The organism is Lentzea sp. NPDC004782 (assembly GCF_040609115.1).
GTDB lineage: Bacteria > Actinomycetota > Actinomycetes > Mycobacteriales > Pseudonocardiaceae > Lentzea.
Genome location: NZ_JBEXJN010000059.1, coordinates 1 through 20,179, shown reverse-complemented (window position 1 = coordinate 20,179; position 20,179 = coordinate 1). Strand labels below are relative to the sequence as shown.

11 protein-coding genes are annotated in these 20,179 nt (G+C 64.6%); 7 read left to right on the top strand and 4 right to left on the bottom strand.

The window, feature by feature from the left end:
• Positions 1–455: 455 nt before the first annotated feature.
• The 4 genes from ABZV40_RS37480 to ABZV40_RS37465 all read left to right on the top strand — a co-directional run bounded on the left by ABZV40_RS37480 (position 456) and on the right by ABZV40_RS37465 (position 5,279).
• Positions 456–683 (top strand): acyl carrier protein, encoded by a 228-nt coding sequence (locus ABZV40_RS37480; protein WP_355453030.1) that lies wholly within the window; start codon positions 456–458, stop codon positions 681–683.
• Positions 680–1,900, top strand: a complete 1,221-nt coding sequence (locus ABZV40_RS37475) for a beta-ketoacyl-[acyl-carrier-protein] synthase family protein (protein ID WP_355453027.1) — start codon at positions 680–682, stop codon at positions 1,898–1,900. The genes ABZV40_RS37480 and ABZV40_RS37475 overlap by 4 nt, the downstream gene beginning before the upstream one ends.
• Positions 1,901–2,240: 340 nt before the next feature.
• Positions 2,241–3,776 carry an acyl-CoA dehydrogenase gene (locus ABZV40_RS37470; RefSeq protein WP_355453024.1) on the top strand — a complete coding sequence of 512 codons (1,536 nt, stop codon included), beginning with the start codon at positions 2,241–2,243 and terminating at the stop codon, positions 3,774–3,776.
• Positions 3,777–3,809: 33 nt separating this feature from the next.
• A complete protein-coding gene (locus ABZV40_RS37465; protein ID WP_355453021.1) occupies positions 3,810–5,279 on the top strand; it encodes an acyl-CoA carboxylase subunit beta in 1,470 nt (489 codons plus the stop codon).
• A gap of 105 nt (positions 5,280–5,384) precedes the next feature.
• Here the strand turns inward: ABZV40_RS37465 and ABZV40_RS37460 are convergent, their stop codons facing one another.
• Positions 5,385–8,249 (bottom strand): AAA family ATPase, encoded by a 2,865-nt coding sequence (locus ABZV40_RS37460; protein ID WP_355453018.1) that lies wholly within the window; start codon positions 8,247–8,249, stop codon positions 5,385–5,387.
• Positions 8,250–8,939: 690 nt separating this feature from the next.
• On the opposite strand from ABZV40_RS37460, the gene ABZV40_RS37455 reads away from it, so the two are divergent.
• The 3 genes from ABZV40_RS37455 to ABZV40_RS37445 are packed head-to-tail and all read left to right on the top strand — an operon-like array spanning position 8,940 to position 10,428.
• The gene (locus tag ABZV40_RS37455) at positions 8,940–9,110 is read left to right on the top strand and encodes a transposase family protein (protein WP_355453015.1); all 171 of its coding nucleotides are present in this window, start codon (positions 8,940–8,942) and stop codon (positions 9,108–9,110) included.
• 6 nt (positions 9,111–9,116) lie between these two features.
• Positions 9,117–10,115, top strand: a complete 999-nt coding sequence (locus tag ABZV40_RS37450; protein ID WP_355453012.1) for a transposase — start codon at positions 9,117–9,119, stop codon at positions 10,113–10,115.
• 10 nt (positions 10,116–10,125) lie between these two features.
• Positions 10,126–10,428, top strand: coding sequence for a transposase (locus tag ABZV40_RS37445; protein ID WP_355453009.1), 303 nt, complete (start codon positions 10,126–10,128; stop codon positions 10,426–10,428).
• 409 nt (positions 10,429–10,837) lie between these two features.
• Here the strand turns inward: ABZV40_RS37445 and ABZV40_RS37440 are convergent, their stop codons facing one another.
• From ABZV40_RS37440 to ABZV40_RS37430, 3 genes are all read right to left on the bottom strand, one after another.
• Positions 10,838–11,284, bottom strand: a complete 447-nt coding sequence (locus ABZV40_RS37440) for a hypothetical protein (RefSeq protein ID WP_355453007.1) — start codon at positions 11,282–11,284, stop codon at positions 10,838–10,840.
• On the bottom strand, positions 11,262–12,839 hold the full coding sequence (locus ABZV40_RS37435) for a hypothetical protein (protein WP_355453004.1): 1,578 nt from the start codon (positions 12,837–12,839) through the stop codon (positions 11,262–11,264). Before ABZV40_RS37435 ends, ABZV40_RS37440 begins: the two co-directional genes overlap by 23 nt.
• A gap of 655 nt (positions 12,840–13,494) precedes the next feature.
• On the bottom strand, positions 13,495–20,136 hold the full coding sequence (locus tag ABZV40_RS37430; RefSeq protein ID WP_355453002.1) for a hypothetical protein: 6,642 nt from the start codon (positions 20,134–20,136) through the stop codon (positions 13,495–13,497).
• Positions 20,137–20,179: the final 43 nt, after the last annotated feature.

Here is a 20,179-nt window from a genome sequence, read left to right as displayed (position 1 = left end):
CTTCTCCCACTGCTCGCACAGGCGATGTAGAGGAACTCACTTCGCTCGGAAGCGCGGCCCGTTCTGTTCACGGCTCCATCGCTCGACGACCACATCCGCCCAACCACCGACAACGTTCCGGACAGCGCGCCGGACCGGTAACACGTCGGCGACACTAGGCAGGACCGGTCAGAACTTTCCTGTGGAACTCCACAGGTATCGCTTGCACGGCCACAGGTGATTCGCCGATGACTCGTTCAGCAGCAGCAGCGAGTCCACTTCACCCACCGAAACGGATGCACCCGAACGCGTGAGTCTGGTCACCAGATCCGGTGGCGGTGTGGCGACATGGGACTGCGGTCGTCCACAGGCCACGTTGGCCGTCTCTTGGCGCACAGTAGTTGCAGACGTCGACGCTCCGGTGCGCGAACGGACCGGGCGCCACAGTGAGTACAGAAGGAGTTGCCTTGCCCACCGTGTACGAGACGATCACCGAGATCCTCACGACCAGGTTCGCCGTTCCTGCGAGCGCGATAACCGAAGACACCTCGCTGGAAGAGGTACTGACCGACTCCCTCGACGTGGTCGAGTTCGGTGTCATCGTTGGTGAGCGGTACAACACGCTTGTCTCCGATGACGAACTCACATCGGTCACCACCATCGCCGACGTCGCGGCGCTCATGAACAGCAAGGTCCCTGCATGACCTCGCGCCCTGAAGTGGTCATCACCGGTCGAGGAATGGTGACTCCGGCCGGCATCGGTGTCGATGACAACTGGAAGCGCGTCTGTTCGGGCGAGCCGACCGCGGTGCTCGGTCCTGACCTCGGGCTTCTCGGCATCCAAGTCATCTGCCCTGTCACGGACTTCGACGGGCGAATGCTGCTCGGGCACGGCGCGCGGAGGCTCGACCGGTACAGCCAAATGGGCCTCGTGGCTGCGGAGGAGGCAGTCCAGGACGCGGGCCTGCGAAGCGACGAGTGGGATGGCACCCGGGTGGCTGTCGTCATGGGCGTATCGGTCGGCGGTGTGGAAACGTTGATGGCACAACACGTCGCCTTCCTGAATCGAGGACCGGCGGCGATCTCACCGTTGACGATGCCGATGTCCTTGGTGAACATGGTCAGCGGCCAGCTCGCCATCCACCTGCGCGCAACCGGCCCCAACCTGACGGTGTCGACCGCATGCGCCTCCGGTGCCACCGCGATCGGCACGGCGCGGCAGTTGCTGCAGGCCGACGCGTGCGACATCGCGATCGCCGGTGCCAGCGACGCCTCACTCGTGCCGTTGATCCTCTCGGCCTTCGCGAGGATGGGTGCGCTGACCAAGCAATCGGCGGATCCTGTCCGGGCGTCCCGCCCGTTCGACCGGGACCGCGACGGATTCGTGGCTGCCGAGGGCGCGGCCGTGGTGGTGATGGAGAGGGAGAGCGATGCCCGCGCGCGGCGGGCGTTCATCCGGAGCCGCGTGCTCGGCTACGGTGCTTCCGCTGACGCCCACCACATCACGAGTCCGCGCCCTGAAGGTACCGGCGCACGAGCGGCAATCGCGGCGGCACTGGGCGACGCGGGGCTCGTCCCTGCGGATGTGGACCACCTCAACGCACACGGTACGTCGACGAGGCTCAACGACCAGGCCGAGGCGAAGGCGGTGGGGGCGGTGTTCGGAGACGGGGTCACTGTCAGCTCCACCAAGGGCGTGACCGGCCACCTGCTGGCCGCGGCAGGCGCGGCCGAGGCCGTCTACACCTCGCTCAGCATCGAGCACGGGATGATCCCGCCCACGGCCAACCTCGAGAACATCGATCCGGAGATCGACCTCGACCTCGCCTCGGTGTCGAGGCGGCAGTCGATCGGCGTCGCCATGAGCACCTCGTTCGGTTTCGGCGGTCAGAACGCCGCGTTGTTGATCGGCGCGCCCTGATTCTCCAGCCACACAAAGCCAAGGAGCAGACGAAGTGGCCCAGCACGAAATCGGATCCGAGGCGCCCGCACGGCTTGCCGCCGACCGGGCGGCCGAGCTGCGCAGCCTGCTGCGGTCCGGCGCGGACGAGGAACACGACAGGTTCGCCAAGCTCTTCTCGGCTCAACCGTTCGACCACGTCGAGGGCCTGTCGCCGACTGAGAACGCCGCGCTCGCCTACCGACGGTTGCAGCACCTCAACACCGAGCTCGGTCCGGCTCGCGATCTCGTCACCGGCGACCTCGAGCGCTTTCTGGTCCTGCACGAGTGGGCGGGTGTGCTCGACCCAACCCTGGTGTCCGTGCTCACCATCCACTACAACCTCTGCCTCGGCACGATTCTGGAACTCGGCGCCGAACGCCCCGAACTCACCGCTGTGCTCGACGAACTGTCGCGAATGGACTCCATCGGTGTCTTCCTGGCGACTGAACTCGGCTACGGCAACAACGTCGCCGAGTTGCGTACCCGTGCGGTGTACGACCCCTCCACCGACGATTTCGTGCTCACCACGCCGAGTCATGAGGCACGCAAGTTCATGCCGAACACCGGACTGGACGGTGTGCCGAAGATCGCCGTAGTTCTGGCACGACTGGAGATCGACAGTGCCGACGAGGGAGTTTTTCCCTTCGTGGTGCGGATCCGTGACGAGAACGGTCCGTGTCGCGGTATCGACGTCCAGTCGCTGGGTGACAAGCCCGGCCTGGCGCTTGACAACGCCGTCACGACCTTTCGCGATGTCCGGGTTCCCCGCGCAGCGCTGCTCGACGGCCCGGAGCCGGTGATCATGCCCGACGGGAGCCGCACTGGTGCCGTGAGGTCACTGCGCCGTAGATTCAATTGGGCGATGACGCGAGTCCAAACGGGCAAACTGTGCTTGACCTCTGCCGCCGCGGCGGCCGCACGCGCGAGCCTGTTCATCGCCGTGCGGCACGGAACAACCAGGCGCGTCAACGTGTCCGGAGGCCGCTCGGTGCCGGTGATGGCCTTCTCCACGCACCAGGCCCAGTTGCTCGACGCGCTCGCCAGGACTTGCGCCGTCACGGTGCTGCTCAACGACACACGGCGGCGCGCGAGCCTGCGCTCGCTCGCCTCGGTTGAGACCAAGCGAGCGTTCGCGATCACCAAGGCACTCGTCACGTGGACAGCACAGGACGTGGTGAAGACCTGCATCGAACGATGCGGCGCGCGAGGCATGTTCACGCACAACCGAATCTCACCTTACGTGGCTTTGATTCAGGGCGCGGTCACCGCTGAGGGCGACAACCAGGTCGTCCTGCTGGATGCCGCAAACGAGATGCTGCTCGGCCGTGGCTACACACCGCCTGCGGACCAGCCTGGTACGGGTGAACTCGACGACCCGGAGTTCCTGATACGGCTGTTCCGGTACCGCGAACGCGTGGTGTACGAGCGCGCGCATGCGGCTCGCAAGGTGGGCGACGACCCGTTCGAACGGACGAACCGCGTTGGGCCGCTCGCCGCCGAGCTGGGCAGGTTGCACGGCGTCCGGCGCGCCCTGGAGGAGTTCCACGCCGTGACACAGCGGGCGAACCTCCCTGAGATCGGTGTGGTGCTCACATCGTTGCTACTGCGGTTCGCCATGGCCGAGCTCGACAGGGACGCGGCCTGGCACCTGTGCGCCGGCACTCTGAACCGCGCTCAAGTGCGGGAGATCCCGTCATTCATCACGCGTCTCGACGAGCGTCTCCTTCCGTACGCGGAGGACGTCGTGGAAGCCTTCGGCATCACCAATGACGTGCTGCGCGCTCCCATAGCGTCCGACGACTACGTCGAGGCCTACGCACAACTGCTGCCCATCCCCGGTCTACCACTGACCTGATTCCGCGAGCTTCACGTCAGAACAGGGAATCTCATGGCGTCTCCGACAATTGACAGCACAACCGCGCCCGCGCCGGCGAAGCCGGTCAAACCGACTGCCCGCGAAGCGCTGGCCGCGCTCGTCGACCGCGACAGCTTCGTCGAGTTCGGCGCAGATGCACAGCACCAGTGCAGTGCGTTCGGCATGCAGGCCAAGCGCCCGGCCGGCGACGCGGTGGTCACCGGCACCGCCGAGATCGACGCCCGTGCCGCAGCCGTGTTCGTCCAAGACGTCTCTGTGCTGGGTGGCACGCTCGGCGCCACCCACGCACAAAAGATCGCCCAGGTACTGGACCAGGCCGAACGGGCACGCTGCCCAGTCGTGGGCGTGCTCGACTCCGGCGGTGCTCGAATTCAGGAAGGGGTGTCGGCGCTCGACGGATACGCGTCGATCTTCCGCCGCAACGTGGCCTTGTCCGGCCGTGTACCGCAGATCAGCGTGATCCTCGGCGCCTGCGCGGGCGGTGCTGCCTACTCCCCGGCACTGACGGACCTGATCGTGATGGACCGGCAAGCGTTCATGTTCCTCACCGGCCCGAAGGTCGTCCGCAGCGTGACCGGTGAGGAGGTGACCGCCGAGGGCCTGGGCGGCGCACACGTCCACTCAACGACGTCCGGGCTGGCGCACCTCGTGACTGAACGTCCGGAGGATGCGTTCCCGTTGGTGCGCAAGGTGTTGTCGTATCTGCCGAGCTCCTGTTGGGACGACTTGCCGATCCACTTCGGGCAGAGTCCGGAACTGACGCCCGAGGTACCGTCGCGGCAGCGGCAGACTTACGACGTGCGGCAGGTCGTGCGAGGACTCGTCGACGAGGACAGCTTTCTCGAACTGCAAGCCCAGTACGCTTCCAACATCGTCATCGGTTTCGCCCGCATGGACGGCATGCCGGTGGGCGTGGTGGCCAACCAGCCCAACGTGCTGGCGGGCACGCTCGACACCAGAGCGGCCGAGAAGGGCGCACGCTTCGTGCGGATGTGTGATGCCTTCGGGCTTCCTCTGGTCACCCTGGTCGACACACCGGGCTTCATGCCCGGCCAATCGCAAGAGACCGACGGTGTCATCCGTCGTGGCGCCAAACTGCTGTACGCGTTCGCTGAAGCCACCGTGCCCAGGGTGACTGTGATCCTGCGCAAAGCGTATGGAGGCGCGTACATCGTCATGAACTCCAAGCAAATCGGTGCCGACCGCGTGTTCGCGTGGCCCACTGCCGAGATAGGTGTCATGGGGGCGGAAGGGGCGGTGGAGATCTTGTTCCGGCGCGAACTCGCGGCGGATCCCGGGAAACGACAGGAACTGCTCGACGACTACCGTGCCGAAGCACTATCGCCACTGCTGGCGACCTCACGCCAAGCAGTCGACGCACTGATCTCGCCGGCGGAGACTCGCGACATGATCCTCAGGGTGTTCCGTCCGTTGATGCGTGCCCGGCAGCCGCTTCATCGACATGACAACATGCCTCAGTGACGCACGGCAGAATTCGACCCGGCACTCCACGCCATGAGATCGCGTGGCCGTGCACGCATCACCGTTCGACACCCGAGACCGGGGTCCCTCCGTTGCGGCACGACGTCATTCGGACAATGCCTGCAATGCCGAAGACAGCTGCATCCGGCGACGTACGCCGAGTTTGCGATAGATGTTCGTGAGGTGGAACTCGATCGCGCGCCGGGAGACGCGAAGCTTCTGCGCTATTTCGTCATTGGAGTTGCCCGCGACGACCAACATGGCCACACGGTACTCGTGCGGCGACAGAGGAGATGGTACTTCCCGCCGCACCGACGGCGTCGCGGTGAACGGACCCGCCGTTTCATCCCGCCACTCCGCGAGCGTGCGGAGCTCCGACGCGGCACCACACTGCTCGGCCAGCTCTTTCGCTGTGGCGAGGTGTTGCCGGGCGACCTCGTGCTGCCCGAGCTTCCCCCGCGTGGCACCGAGCTCCTGCTGCACGCTGGCCCGCAGGAGCTGCGACGGTGACTTGCCGAGCACGGAGCCTGCCTCCGTCAGCCAAGGAATGGCCGCGACACCATCAGTCACTTTGCCCACTGTCAACAGCGCGCGGCCGACGGTTGTCGCTGCACCCCACTCGCGCGCCAACTTGAGCTCCTCCAGCGCCAAGTCCAGCGCCTGCGGTCGCTGACCCAGCTGAAACCTGGCCAGCGCACCGCACGACCGCCAGGGAAGGATCGCAGGATTGCGAATACCCCACGCTTCCAGCCGGTCCCCGCATTCGATCTGGTCGGCGAGTGCGCCTTCGATGTCACCGTCGGCCATACGCAACAACCCGCGGGTGTGCAGAAGTACCGTGTGGTGCCAACTGTCCGGCAGCGCTTTCGACATGCCGAACACACGCAGTGCGTCTCGCGCCGCGTTCGTCTCGCCCAGATGCAGCAAGGAACGCACTTCAGCCTCAACGGCGTAGACCAAGCCGAGGTGGTGCTGGGGCAACGACAGGGACCGTGCCAACGACATCCCATGCCTGGCGTCCGCGAGGGCATCCCTCAGCGATCCGCGGTGGAAGTGCACCTGAGAGCGGAGAACGTGACCGAGCAGCCCGATCAGCGATACCCCTGAGCGGTCGACTTCGGACACGATCTCATCGCAGTACCGCAGCGCGCGGTCCAGCTCGTCGGTGTGGACGAGCGCGTTGATGACGGCGATCAATCGTTGCGGGTGTTCCGCGATCGCCGCTGCGCCCTTCGACATCGCGGCGAATGCCGCTTCTTTGGTCAAGAAGAGATCTTTGCCCTGGTTCTGGGCGTGCTCCGTGCGCAATGCGGCCAGAGTCAGACTTCGAGCACTTCCTCCGCGCCAGTTGTTCTCGTCGAAGTGGCGCAGGTCCACCGGCTCGGCCCGCCTGACCGTGGACGGCAAGGTGACTCGCAGCACGAGACGGAGGAGATCCGTGATCCTCTGCTGCCGAGACCCGATCTTCTCGATGGCTTGGTTGAGCACCTTCTCCGCTTTGCCGTAACTCCCGGCGAGGTACAGCACCTGAGCCAGTCGGCAGGCCGCGTCGCCAATCGTCTCCGGATCCTCAAGGCCGCTCATCCCCTCTTCGAGGTGGATCGCCGCCATGCGAGGATCGAAGTACATTTCGACCAGGCCGAGCTGGAGCAACAAGTCGCTTCTGAGGCCGTCGGGCAGATATTCCCGCAGTGCCCTGGTGAAGTAGGTCGCCGCGGTTCGCAGATCCCCTTCGGCGATCAAGGTGCCGGCGGCGGCCCGTAGCGCCTCGGCTGCCCACACGCCCAGCCGGCAGGCCGTCTGATGAACGTGGCGTGCGATTGAGGTGTTGTCGGCCCACGTCCCGTGCAGGTGCTGTGCGGCCCTGGCGTGCAGCTCATCGCGATCGGTGTGGCGGACCACGCTGGTGATCGCGTCACGGATGATTGAACGGACGAACACGAGCCTGCCTCCTGGCGCGAGGAAACCCATACCCTCGAGCTGCCTCACGTGATCCGCGGCGGCAGGTAGCTCGAGGTCGGTGATCGCGGCCGCGAGTTCGATGCTCGGTGGTGCGACAACGGCGACCGCCCTGGCAAACCGGACGAGGTCATGTGATTGCCGGTTGAGCCGCGCGAGAACCGCCCAGCCGAGCTCCTCGAGTCCGGAGCTGGTCAGCTGAGAGGCGGTCACCTCGTCCGTCGACGCGGATCTCTCCCGCGTCGGGGCCAGGAGATGGCGCAGCACCAGGGGAATACCGCCGGTAGCGCTGCGCAGAGCGGCCGTGAGCTCATCATCCGGTGTCCGCCCGAGCACCGGTTCTGTCAGGTGGGCGATGTCCTGTTCGGAGAGCCCTTCGAGCTTCAGCTGCTCCGAGTGGGCACCCAGTTCTGCGAGCAGGAGCGGGTCGCCGCCGTGCACACCGGAGGTCCGACTCATCAGAACCGCCACCGGAAGTTTGGCCACGCGCTGGACGAAGTGGTTCAGCCAGTGCAACGACGGAACGTCCACCCACTGCAGGTCGTCGATGATCAGACAGAGTGGGGCGCGCTGCGTGAGGTGAGCCGTGATCTGGCGGATACCATGAACCGCCTTGCGGAAAAGCATTTCCTCGAAACCGCCGCTCGCCATGTCGGTAAAGGCGCCGGTGATCACGTCGTGTCCGTACCGTGCAGCACTGGAGGCATCTCCGGCAGGAAGCTCGTAGTGCATCGTCTCGAGAAGCTGCCGCACTACGGCGAAAGGAGTACGTTGCTCCAACGGCGATGCCGCCGCTCTGCCGATCTGGAATCCGCACTCGAGCGCGGCCGTGGCAGCCGCCTCGAGCAGGGCAGTCTTGCCCATGCCGGTAAACGCCTCGATCCACAGCACCGACGGGGTACCGGCCGAAGCTGACCTGAGCGCCGCAGTTATGCGTTGAAGCTCAGTCCGACGCCCGACGAGCGAAGTGTGGACGTCGAGGACGCGCCGTACCAATGTCGCGTCCCCCATCGAAGCCCTCCATCGCTTTTCATCAGCACCTTCAGCCGATCATCGTTTTGCCCTCGGCCCTGCACCTCTGAAGACGAGGTGACAGAACGAGCGCAGGCGAACTCACGAGAAGATTCTTTGCACAAACAAACTCTTGACTTTCGAAAAAACTCTGTTTCGCGTGACCGTGGCAATGAATCTGGTTCGTGAGCACGCTGACCCGCGCTCGCGTACGACATCAACCCAAGCTCGAGCGCCCGCGTCGCGCCCCGCATGAGCGACGTGGCGATCGGAGGCTCCTGCGCCAATGGTTGTAGCAGCTGTCATTCGCATCTTCAATCACTGTCACAGCCCTGAAGATCGGCGACAACGCGCGGTGCCACCTGATGGAACACCGCAATTATTTGCCTCCAAACATGTTGACCGCCCCCCGCTCGACGCCCTCACTCGAACGCGGCAGACCACTTTCCACGCTGCCGAGCATTCACTCATTGTGACGAACCGAGGGCACGCCAGGAGCCGAGCACGGCCTCCGGGTTACCGGCCGAGCGGAAGACCAACCGCGGTGATGACGCTCTGTAAAAAGGGTCCTGTCGCAGACTGCGTGATCAACATCTGCGGGGTCCGTTCGAACGTCGTTCCACCGATCTGTGATCATGACCTGGGTGTGATCATGGTTGGTTAGCGAACCTGTTGCCGCACTTGGCCGGAGTGGCGGTCGAGAAGGTCGAGCAGGTTCAGGCTGGCGTGCGGATCTGGGCGTGTGCCAAGGCGAGCGCGAATGCCTGTTCATCATGTGGTGTCGCGGCGCACCGGGTTCATAGCCGCTACCACCGTCGCGTGGCTGACGTGCCGGTGGCGGGACTGCCGGTGGTGCTGTGACTGCGCATGCGCCGGTTCTTCTGCGATAACCAGACCTGCCCGACTAAGACATTCGCCGAACAGGTAGACGGCGTGACCAGCCCGCACGCGCGGCGCAGCCCACAGCTACGCGGGATGTTGCAAACGATCGGACTGGCGGTGGCCGCTCGTGCCGGAGCTCGGCTGGCCGGTCGCCTCGGCCTGGTCACCGGCCGGGACACGTTGCTGCGCTTGATCCGCGCCGTTCCTGACCCGCCGAGTGGGCCGGTCACATTGCTAGGCGTCGATGACTTCGCCTTCAAACGTCGCCGCAGCTACGGAACCATCCTGCTGGACATGGCCACCCGCCGCCCGATTGAACTGCTCGTCGACCGCACCGCGGACAGCCTCGCCGATTGGCTCCGCTCGAACCCTGGCGTGACCATCATCTGTCGTGATCGTGCCGGCGCATACTCCGAAGGCGCGCGCCTGGGCGCACCCGGCGCGCAGCAAGTAGCCGACCGCTGGCACCTCTGGCATGGCCTGGCCGGCTATGTCGAGAAAACGATCAGGCAGCATCGCCATGACCTTCGCGATCCCGATCACGACATCGTCGAGCCTGCCTCAAATCCTGTTGCCTCGCTGGACGTCGAGCAGATCGCGATCGCCGCGGATATCGACCGCGTCGAGGCGCAGGCCGTGGTCGTCCGCATCCGTGAGCACCACGAGGCAGTGCGGCAGTTGCTGGCCCAGGGCGAGTCGATCAGCGGTATCTCCCGGTCGTTGCGGCTGGATCGCAAGACCGTGCGGCGATTCGCACGGGCCGCGAGCGTTGAGGAGCTGCTGATCAAGCAGCGGGATGGTCGTCCTGGAGCGGTTCAAGCCGTACCTGCGCGAGCGGTGGAACCAGGGGTGCACGACCGCGACGGTCCTGCTGGCCGAGATCCGCGAGCAGGGCTACACGGGCAGCTATCCGGCTCTGAACCGCTACCTCCGTCTCTTTCGGACAGTCGGCGCCGCGCCACCTGCCACCCCAGCCCCACCTAAGGTCCGAGACGTGACCCGCTGGATGCTGCAACGTCCAGACAACCTCGACGATCATGACGGCGCTCGGCTCAACGAGATCCTGGCCCGAAGCTCAGCCTTGGAGAGGTTGGCCTACCACGTCACGTCCTTCGCGGAGATGATGACGGGCCTGCACGGTGAACGCCTCGACGCATGGATCGCCGCAGTGGAAGCAGATGACCTCCCGCAGTTGCACTCGTTCACCGCTGGACTCACACGCGACCGCGCCGCGGTTGTCAACGGACTCACCATGAAGCACAACTCCGGACCAGTGGAAGGCGCGTGTCGCGTTTGAAATCGCTCAAGAGAAGCATGTACGGGCGCGCGAAGTTCGACCTGCTCCGCAAGAAGGTCCTCTGCCGAGTCTGACCCAACAAATGTTGATCACGCAGTCTGCGCCAGGACCCTATTCACAGAGCGCCATCAGCGGCGCGCACAAGAGCGTTGAGGCGCTGGAGAAAGACATCAGCGCCTGGATCACCGACTGGAACACCCACCCACCTCCGCCCGTCTGAACCAAGACCGTCGAAGAGATTCTCGAGTTTCTCGCCCGATTTTATCGACGGATTTCCGGCGCAGAAAACTACGGTAGCGCTACAGCGCGTGCGAACCGCCAGAGGTTGGCTTCGGAGTCGTTGTTGACTCGGGCTGTGATTCTCCGGGATCGGATGCCGCCGGCCTGATGTGGTCCGTCGCGAACTCGCTCAACTCGACTGGCACGCGAACGAGTGCATGCGGGCGCGACCGCCTCGGTGGTGCGGCGCGTCGGCCACCCGTTTCGCACAGCCGGCACGGACACCACTGCGAACCTGCCACGCGACGACCCGGTAGGTGGGTAGGTGACAACGGTAGGCGACGACGAGGACGACTGGCTGGCGCCGTCGGGCGGTCTGGACGGCGGCGCGGCCGTGCGGCCACACTTGCCGCCCTCGACATCTGCCAGAAAAGCCGCGCAGCTCCGGGCATCTACGATAGACCGCGGTCCGCACGATGTCGTCATAATCGATGTTCACCTGATCGCGCACCTCGACGTACACCGAAGGCCGGTGCAGGTGCCGGTCTACGACCCGACGGCCTTCGCTGAGCAGCGCGTTCACCTCAGATGGCAGCAGCTTGCCCCACAGATCGTCAATCTGCTCTGTCTCGTCCAAGCCCAAGGCCTGTCGGCGAGGCGGATCTTCTTGCACCGGACGGGCAGAGCTCTCCTCCGCCCTCGGCTCTCCTACAAAGCCGTACCACCAGCTGAAACCGGGGAATCGATCGGGGAACGGGTATAGCTCTCCGCGACCCGCTCTCCAGCTTCCGGCTGCCGAACAAGGCGAGAGCCACCCTGCGGACCTGCTTCAGCTGCTCCGCGGACAACGGCGCGGTCGCAACCTTGGGCACCAGTCCTCGTCGGGCGAGAAGCCGCCGCGACTGGTGGAACAACTCGGCGATGAACTCGTCGCTCTGCTTGCGCGTGCTGATCAACCAGGCCGTGTAGTCGACAAGCTCTCGCTCGGCGCCATAGAACTCATCGGCATCTGGCAAGAGCCCTGCCACACGCAGGTCCGCGACTGCCTTGTCCCTGGGCAAACCAGGATCAGTGAACGGCCCTCGCTCGTGACCGTGCCACCTCGAAGCGGACGGGACGTCCTTTTGCCTGAGTATGACGTGGTAGTCGTAACCGTGCTCAGCCGCGACCTCTTCAAGCCGGGTCTTCATCCGGAGTGCGGTGTCGTGGTCGAGAAGTTCGATCTTGCGGGGTTTCGACTTGCTCATCATCTCTGCTCGCATCAATGCCCTGGGAGTGACGAGCTGCCAAGTGATGATCCACTCTTCGACGTCCGCCAGGGTCACGGGACCGTACATCTGGGCCTCGAACACCGAGTAAAGCGGATCTTCCACCTCGACGAACCGAGCGAACTGAGGCTCCTGGGCGAGACCGAGCAACATCGCCATCCTGTCATGTTCGACATGGGGCAGAGCGGTGATGATCGCCTCCCAGGTAGCGGTACGGAACTCGTCAGCTTTCGTCGTGCCCAGCAGAAGGCTGTCCGCTCCGGTCAACGTTGCTCGCTCCCTGACATGAGGTTTCAGCACCGCGACGAAAGGCCCTGCGCCACGCATCGTTCCCTCCCGCTCCAACAGCGGGAATCCCAGCGAGCCGAACTTGGGCAGGGAATCGGGATCGCGGGGTGTGAACTGCGGCCCCGTTCCTGTGTCCTCGCCGTGACGGCCGACAGCCCAGACGTGCCCGAGCATCTCCGCGACCGGGCCCTGTCGCGCCTGTGTGCTGACCTGCGCCCGGCCCGTCTGCCACACGGTCTTGAAGGTGTGATCGGCGAGGAACCGGTCGAGAACTGTCTGTGACTGCCCCGGCTCGTCGCCGAACCGAGCATGCAATCCGATGTTGACCAGAACTCTCGCGTCCTGGAACAACTTGTCTCGAATCCGCAGCAGCAGCTCGTCGGCACGCCGCTCATCCGGCGGCGTGAACTTGTTCCTCTCGAAGACCTCGATGATGTTCCGGCGTGCCGCGACGCGGTGGGAATCGAGCAACGGCAGGCCGCTTTCCCTGTCGACGGGTGACTGACGTGCCGCCAGCACGATCGCCGCCATCTCCGACGGCCGCAACACCGCCCACTCCGCCCGTGCGTCCAGCGCGGCGAGCACACGCTCATCCTCAGCCAACCGGTCGAGCTGATGCAGGATGATCGCGGACAAGCGTGGATTGTTCGCATTACCGGCGAGTCCGGCCCGCAACTCGCTGTGCCGCCGCATCACGTACGCACGCCAGTCACTGCCATCGAGAAGAAGACCAGCAACAGCGAGATCAGCCCCGGAGGGCACGAAACGCTGCGAGACCACATCACGTTCGGGAAGACCGAACAGGCATCGGCACACCGATCAGGGGTGGCTCAGCGGACAAGGACTCGCCTCCGCTGAGCCGATGCTTCACCTTGTCAGCCAATGAGGACACCCGACGCCGCATCAACGGGTTGTCCGCCAACCCTTCCGGCAGATCGCGGGCAGAACCAGAGCCCCCACCGCACCCGGCATCACCGGCACCACACCGTTCATACCCATCCGTACAACCTGGGCCTCCGCCGACGTCACGACCCGTAACGACGGGTGGAAGTACACCTCACCCGTGAACGCATACACCGCGACTCCAGCCCCACGCCGCGCTCCCAACCCCTCAGCAACACCATGCACCAACCACGAATCCGCACTGTCACAACCAACACACACCAACGACGCGCCATCCGGCAACGCGACATCGAACCGCGCCACCACCGACCGCATCATCTCATCCCTCGCAACCGGATCCCGCTCACTCACTCCCAGCCCACCACCGTGCGACACCTCCACCCAGGTATCAGTCCCCGTCCATGGAGCCGAATGCATCCGGTATGAAACCATCTCCACCCATCACCGCCACCCTGGACACAAAATCCTCCGCAACCCTCACCACTCCATCCGCCACCATCTCGCGATCCCACGCCGACTCCGGATAGAACGCACCAACCTCACGCCCATCCCTGCCAACAATCGGCACCGCACCCGACGGCGCCCCCCTGCCAGCCGCAGAATCCCCAGAACCACCGCGGGCCGCGACTACCGCATGAGCATCGCCGTCGGCACCGAGAAGTACAGGGCCATGGCTTGCCACCGCCTCGCGCGAGGACGACTCCACCACGTCAGGACGAGCGCCCCAGGTTTGAGCGCCGCCCTGGGTCGGGACTGCGGAATCAGCGGTCCGCGTGCGCGGCTCGGACGAGGTGAAGGGCGCGGGACCGAACAACCCGGTCTCCAGCCGCTGCCCGTCCCCCTGGGCGTCGGTCAGGCCTATGCCCGAATCGGAGAACTCTTCTCGCCCCCGCCCCGACAACACCTCACGCGGCCCACCTACACCACCAGCCCTTCCCACACTCGCCGCCCAGCCATCATGGGACTCGACGAGGCGGACCCCGAAAGCGGACTCAACCACACTGACCTGGTGTCGGACGTGCCGACCGACCACCCGCTCCACCGTCCATTCAGGACCTGCCGCTACCTTTACCAGCGCCGACTCCACCGCCTTCCACACCAGATCCGCGACTGCCCTCCCGGCCCGCTCGTCCGTGCCCCGCGTGTGGACAACCACATTCCACCCATCGGGCTCAACCACGCTCGTCAATTTGCCCACGAACATCACTGACCACGACTCGAGGTCCGCCCGCGCCAACCCCGACAGTCCTATCCTGCCCGGCAGGAACGGCAACAACAGAGGATCGCCATCGCGGTACTCCACCGGCGACAGCTCGAACACCTCGATATCAACCCCTCGACGAGGACGTCCTGTCCGCTGCCCGTTGTAGGGAAGAATCGTGATCGCCACCTCCCTGGCCATATCAAGCCCCCTGCTCACAAACGCGGCGCGCATCACCGTCTCCATTTGGCCCCACAACGCGACGACGTTCCGTAAAGACAAATCAGACCAGCCACGAACGTGCACGCGAACGTCCAACGGCAGCCATCCGACGTCCCCCCTCTCCGCCGCACGCGTCACCACCAACTCGACCACGTCACCCACAAGAGCGTCCAACTCTCCCTCAGGCAACCGATAAGCCGGGTCAGAATCGAAGGCAACCGTCCGATGCACACCAACCGGCCTGCCGCGTCCAGCCAAAACCGACCGTTGGATCTCCCTCCAGGTCAGCTCTTCGCCCCCGGCCTGCGGCAGAACATGCCCGCCTTCCCCTGCTACCAACATCTCCCCGCCGTCACCGAGGTACAGCACGGTCCTCGCCAGCGACCTCCGTGATTGCGATGGGACAGACCGGACAGTCGGACCGATCAGCCGCGCAGAAGGCGCAGCAGAGTCGAACGATTCCATCCTGACATCCACATTCTCTTCCGCGATGAGGAAAACCCCCGCGAACCCGTCAATGGTGCCACCGTAGAACTGGACGTAATCCCGGATCACCCGCTCCACATTCCATTCAGGACCCGCTGCCACCTTCACCAGTGCCGACTCCACCGCCTCCCAAACCAGATCACCGACCGACCGCGCCCGCCTGTCCAACGATTCATTCCGGGTCCGCGTGTGGACGACGGCACGGGGCCGATCATGGTTCGCCGCACTGGTCAACCGCCCCACGTACCACTCGAACCACAACCGCAGCTCCGCCCGCTCTGCTCCCGACAGCCCCCAACGTCCCCTCGCGGAATCCACGAACGGCAACCGCAGCGACTCACCAGCGCGATACTCCGCCGACAACGGCTCGTACACCTCGAAATCGACCCCTCGAGAGCCTTTTTGGGAATAGTGGGGAAAGACCGTGATCACCACCGCCTCAGCCAGGTCGAGCCCCCGGCTCACGAACGCGGCCCGCATGGCCATCCCAGCCTGACCCCACACCGCGACGACGTCCCGCAACGACAAACCAGACCAGCCACGAACATGCATGCGAACATCCAACGGCAACCACCTGGAATCTCCCCCCGCTACCACGCGCTCCGCAGCCAACTCGGCAATCTCACCGACAAGAGCGCCCAACTCCCCCTCACGCAACCGATAGCGCTTGGCAGACTCGAAGGCAACCATTCGATAACCATCCCACAGCGACGTCGCAGCATCACGCGTCAGCCGCCGCGCCCCGCTCCGGACCAGCCCTCCATGCCCCCGCATCTGCAAAACGCGCCCCGTCCCCTCAGCCACCAACAACTCACCACCATCACCGACGTACAACACGGAGTTCGCCAACGGAATCGGCAACTCCGACGAGACCCACCGGGCGTTCGGCCCGATCACCCGTACAGAAGACGCAGCAGAGTCGAACGACTCCAACCGGGCATCGCCCGCGACACCGTCGGGCTCGTCCCCTTCCACCTCAGGCACCACCTGGACCGGTACCTCGGTCTCACCAATGACAAAGCCCACGTGCGAAGGCAACGGCTCCGGACCATCCCACCCCACCACGCTGCCGAACCCCACATCCCCACCAGCAGCAACCCACAGATGATCCCCCTCAGCCACCTCACCACCATCAACCAGCTCACCACCCTGCCCCGGCCCCTGCCACGGGAGAAGAGCGCCACCGATCTCGACATCAGTCCCAACCCAGCCATAAGAGTCCACACCGGACGAACCAGGTAAACCGAGGGGCAACTCCCCGAGATCGACCTCGCCAAAGCCGATCTCATCCGCTCCCTCATCCTGGTTGCCCTCGTTCTCCGTCCACGGCACACCACCGACCGGACGGAGCTCCCTCTCACCCAGACCCGCTCTCTCCACATCACCGTCGCTGTGTTCCAGGCCAGACCGCCCCACCTCCTCACTGCCAGACAGTTCGCCCATCGCGGGGAAAGAAACCCCCACATGCCCGGCGAACGGGGAGAACAAGTCCATCCCGGACGCAGGGAACCCGCCCAGGGCCACCACTTCCTCCCACTGAGCGGGAAACTCGATCGAACCCACCGCACCGGCGAACAACGCCCCGCCCTCCACCTGCATGCCACCATCACCCGGCGGAAACATCGCCGATCGATCACCGAGCCACCACCAAGCACCGTTCTCCAAGCCGGGCTGTTCACCCATTTCCGGGTGAACAGCCACGTCAAGGCCGATCAGGCCACCTCCGCCCACCATCCCCACAGCACCATCAACCGGTGCATCACCCCCGCGGCTCGGAAAAGAGTTGCCGATCCCGATTCCGTCATCAGCCCCAGCCGCCCATCCAGAGTCCACATCGGACACATTGGATGCGCCGACACGGCCGGCGTCCGCCGTCCCCGCGAGAAGAACACGAGCACTGACCGCTCCCAATCCCGCATCAAGAAATACCCCCTCGGCGCCATCCCCTCCGAAGTAGAACTGGCTCACCCATTGCTGTTGCAGCAGATCCAGCGCCGGCGAGAAAACCCGTTCCTGGGGTGTGCCATCGTTTCCTCCCATGACGACACCGGTCTCAGCCTGGTGCGTGTTCTCCCCGGCCAAGGGAACCGCGGGAACTGCCGAACCCCCAGGAACCGCAGGAGTGACCACGCCCGACGACGGCCCGGCCAACGCCTCCAGATCACCGATGAACTGCTCCAGCACCCGCACATGGCCATCAGGAACCCCGCCCCCGGAAACCGGCTCCACCACACCATCCGGCCCTGCCTCCCCATACCAGCTCATCGGCGTGCCCCCGACATCCAGACCACCCCGCCCCGACCCGGAATACCCATCGACCAGGCCATCACCAACCACACCTGGACCGCTATCGCTCAGACCATCACCAGCCGAGCCGTCACCAATCAGGTAATCGTCCTTCAGGTAATCGTTGTTTTGGTGATTGCCGGTCGGGTGGTTTCCGGTGAGGACTTCACTGGCCAGGCCGCCGGCCAGTTCGGCCGGGACGGAGAAGAAGGCGTCCGTGTCCTGCCCGTCTGGCCTGGGATCCATGCCGGGGTCTGCGCCGGGTTCACTTGGCCCGTCGACAGCGTCCATCATCAGCTGATCTGCAGAAGGATCACCGTACGTTCCCACCGGGAACATCGGCGTCTGAGACGGTCCAGACCAGCTCGCAGGCTCCTCGGCCCCCACCGGCGCTGACGCCGGATGGAGTCCGGGCTCGCTTCCTGACGACACCGGATGGTCACCGCGGCCGACGTCGACCTCACGGCGCTTCACCCGAACCCACGCTTTATAGAAAATGTCTCTGCTAATCAGCGTTTTGTCGTCAGAGGGGGGTTTGCCGGACAACGCGGCGACATCATCTGCAGTGAGTGGGGATCCGTCGTTGCCATTCTCGCCGTTCAGGCCTGCCGCCCACCGCCAGACCACGTCCCGTGCCATGCCGGACCTCAGGCCACCCGTTCTGTCGCGGATAATGAATTTCGCGAACATGACCGGGTCCAGGATGTCTTTGATGTGGTCGACCAGGAAATCCTTCCCGTCGTCACCGCGACGCCACCTGATGATCGACTCCTCCTGGTCCTCCGACAACCGCACCGGATCAGCCCGAATCCACGACTTCTTGACCATATTCTCACTGATCAGTGTTCTGGCGTCGGAGGGGGGTTTGCCGGACAACTCGGCGACAGCCAGTTGGGTGAGCGGAGATCCCTTGTGGTCGTTCTCGCCGTTCATGCCTGCCGCCCACCGCCAGACCACGTCCCGTGCCACCCAGGACTTCAGGGCATGCTTCAATTTTATATTGCGGAGCGTGAATACCGCGAACCTCTCCTTGCTCAGGAGGTTCTTGATGTGCCCGACCAGGGTGTCCGGCCCGTCGTCACCGCGACGCCACCCGACGATCGACTCCTCCTCGTACTCCGACAACCGCACCGGGTCCGCACTCCACGTTGTGTCTACCGTGTCCTCGCTGATCAGTGCTTCGTCGTTGAGGGTTGTGCCGGACAACGCGGCGACAACCGGTGCGGTGAACCGGGATTCGTCGGTGTCGTGCTTGCCGTTCAGGCGTGCCGCCCACCGCCAGACCACGTCCCGGGCCACCCGCGACTTCAGAACACCGTCTTCGTCGCGGAGCGTGAATACCGCGAACCTGACCTCGCCCAGGATTTTTTCGATGTGCTCCACCAGGGTGCCCGACCCGTCGTCACCGCGACGCCACCCGGCGATCGACTCCTCCTCCTCGTCCGACAACAACACCGGATCAGCCCTATCCCACAAATCCTTGACCGAGATTTCACCAATCAGCGGTTTCTTGCCGGAGGTCATTCCGGACAACCTGGCAACATCCGCTATGGTGAGCCGGAATGCGTCAGTGCCATTCTTGCCGTACAGGCCCGCCTCACACCGCAGGAGGCCGTTCAAGCCTGCTGCCCACCGACACACCACGGCCCAAGCCACCGGGGACTTCAGGCGACCGGCGCCGTTGCGGAGAATGAATTTCGCGAACATGTCCGGGCTCAGGATGTGTTCGATGTAGTCGACCAGGAAATCCTTCCCGCCGACACCGCGACGCCACCCGACGATCGACTTCTCCTGGTTCTCCGACAACACCACCGGATCGGTCCCGGTCCACCATTTCTTGACCGCACTCCTACTGATCAGGTCTTTCTTGTCATCAGGGGACGTGCCATCGGGGGTTTTACCGGACAACTCGACAACATCCGGACCGGTGAGCGGGGATCCGTCGTTGCCGCTCACGCCGTCCAGGCCTGCCTGCCGCCGCGAGAGGCCGTTCAGGCCTCTCGCCCACCGCGAGAGCACCTCCCGAGCCCTGCCGGACTTCAGGCCACCCGTTCTGTCGCGGATAATGAATTTCGCGTACATGACCGGGTCCAGGATGTGTTCGATGTAGTCGGCCAGGAAATCCTTCTCGTCGACACCGCGACGCCACCCGATGATCGACTCCTCCTGTTCCTCCGACAACGACATCGGATCGCTCCCAGCCCACGAGCTCCTGACCGCGTGCTCACCGATCAGTGGTTTGCGGTCATCAGAGGTTGTGCCGGACAACCTGACAACATCCGGTTCGGTGAGCGGAAATCTTTCGTCGTCGTTCTGGCCCTTCATACCTGCCGCCCACCGCCGGACCACGGCCCAAGCCACCAGGGACTTCAGGCGACCATTTCCGTCGCGGATAATGAATTTCGCGTACATGACCGGGTCCAGGATGTGTTTGATGTAGTCGGCCAGGAAATCCTTCTCGCCGACACCACGACGCCACCCGATGATCGACTTCTCCTCGTCCTCCGACAACACCACCGGATCGCTCCCAAGCCACGATCTTTTGACCGAGCTCTCAGTGATCAGTGGTTTCTTGTCGGAAGGGGTTATGCCGGACAACGTGACAACATCCGGTTGGATGAGCGGGGATCCGTCGTTGTTGTTCAGGCCTGCGTCCCGCCGCGAGAGGCCGTTCAGGCCTTCCGCCCACTTCGAGAGCACCTCCCGAGCCCTGTCGGACTTCAGACCACCCTTTCCGCCGCGGAGCGTGAATGCAGCGAACCCCTCCGGGGTCAGGATGTGGCTGATGTAGTCGACCAGGAAATCCTTCCCGCCGACACCACGACGCCACCCCACGATCAACTTCTCCTGGTCCTCCGACAACCGCACCGGATCAGCC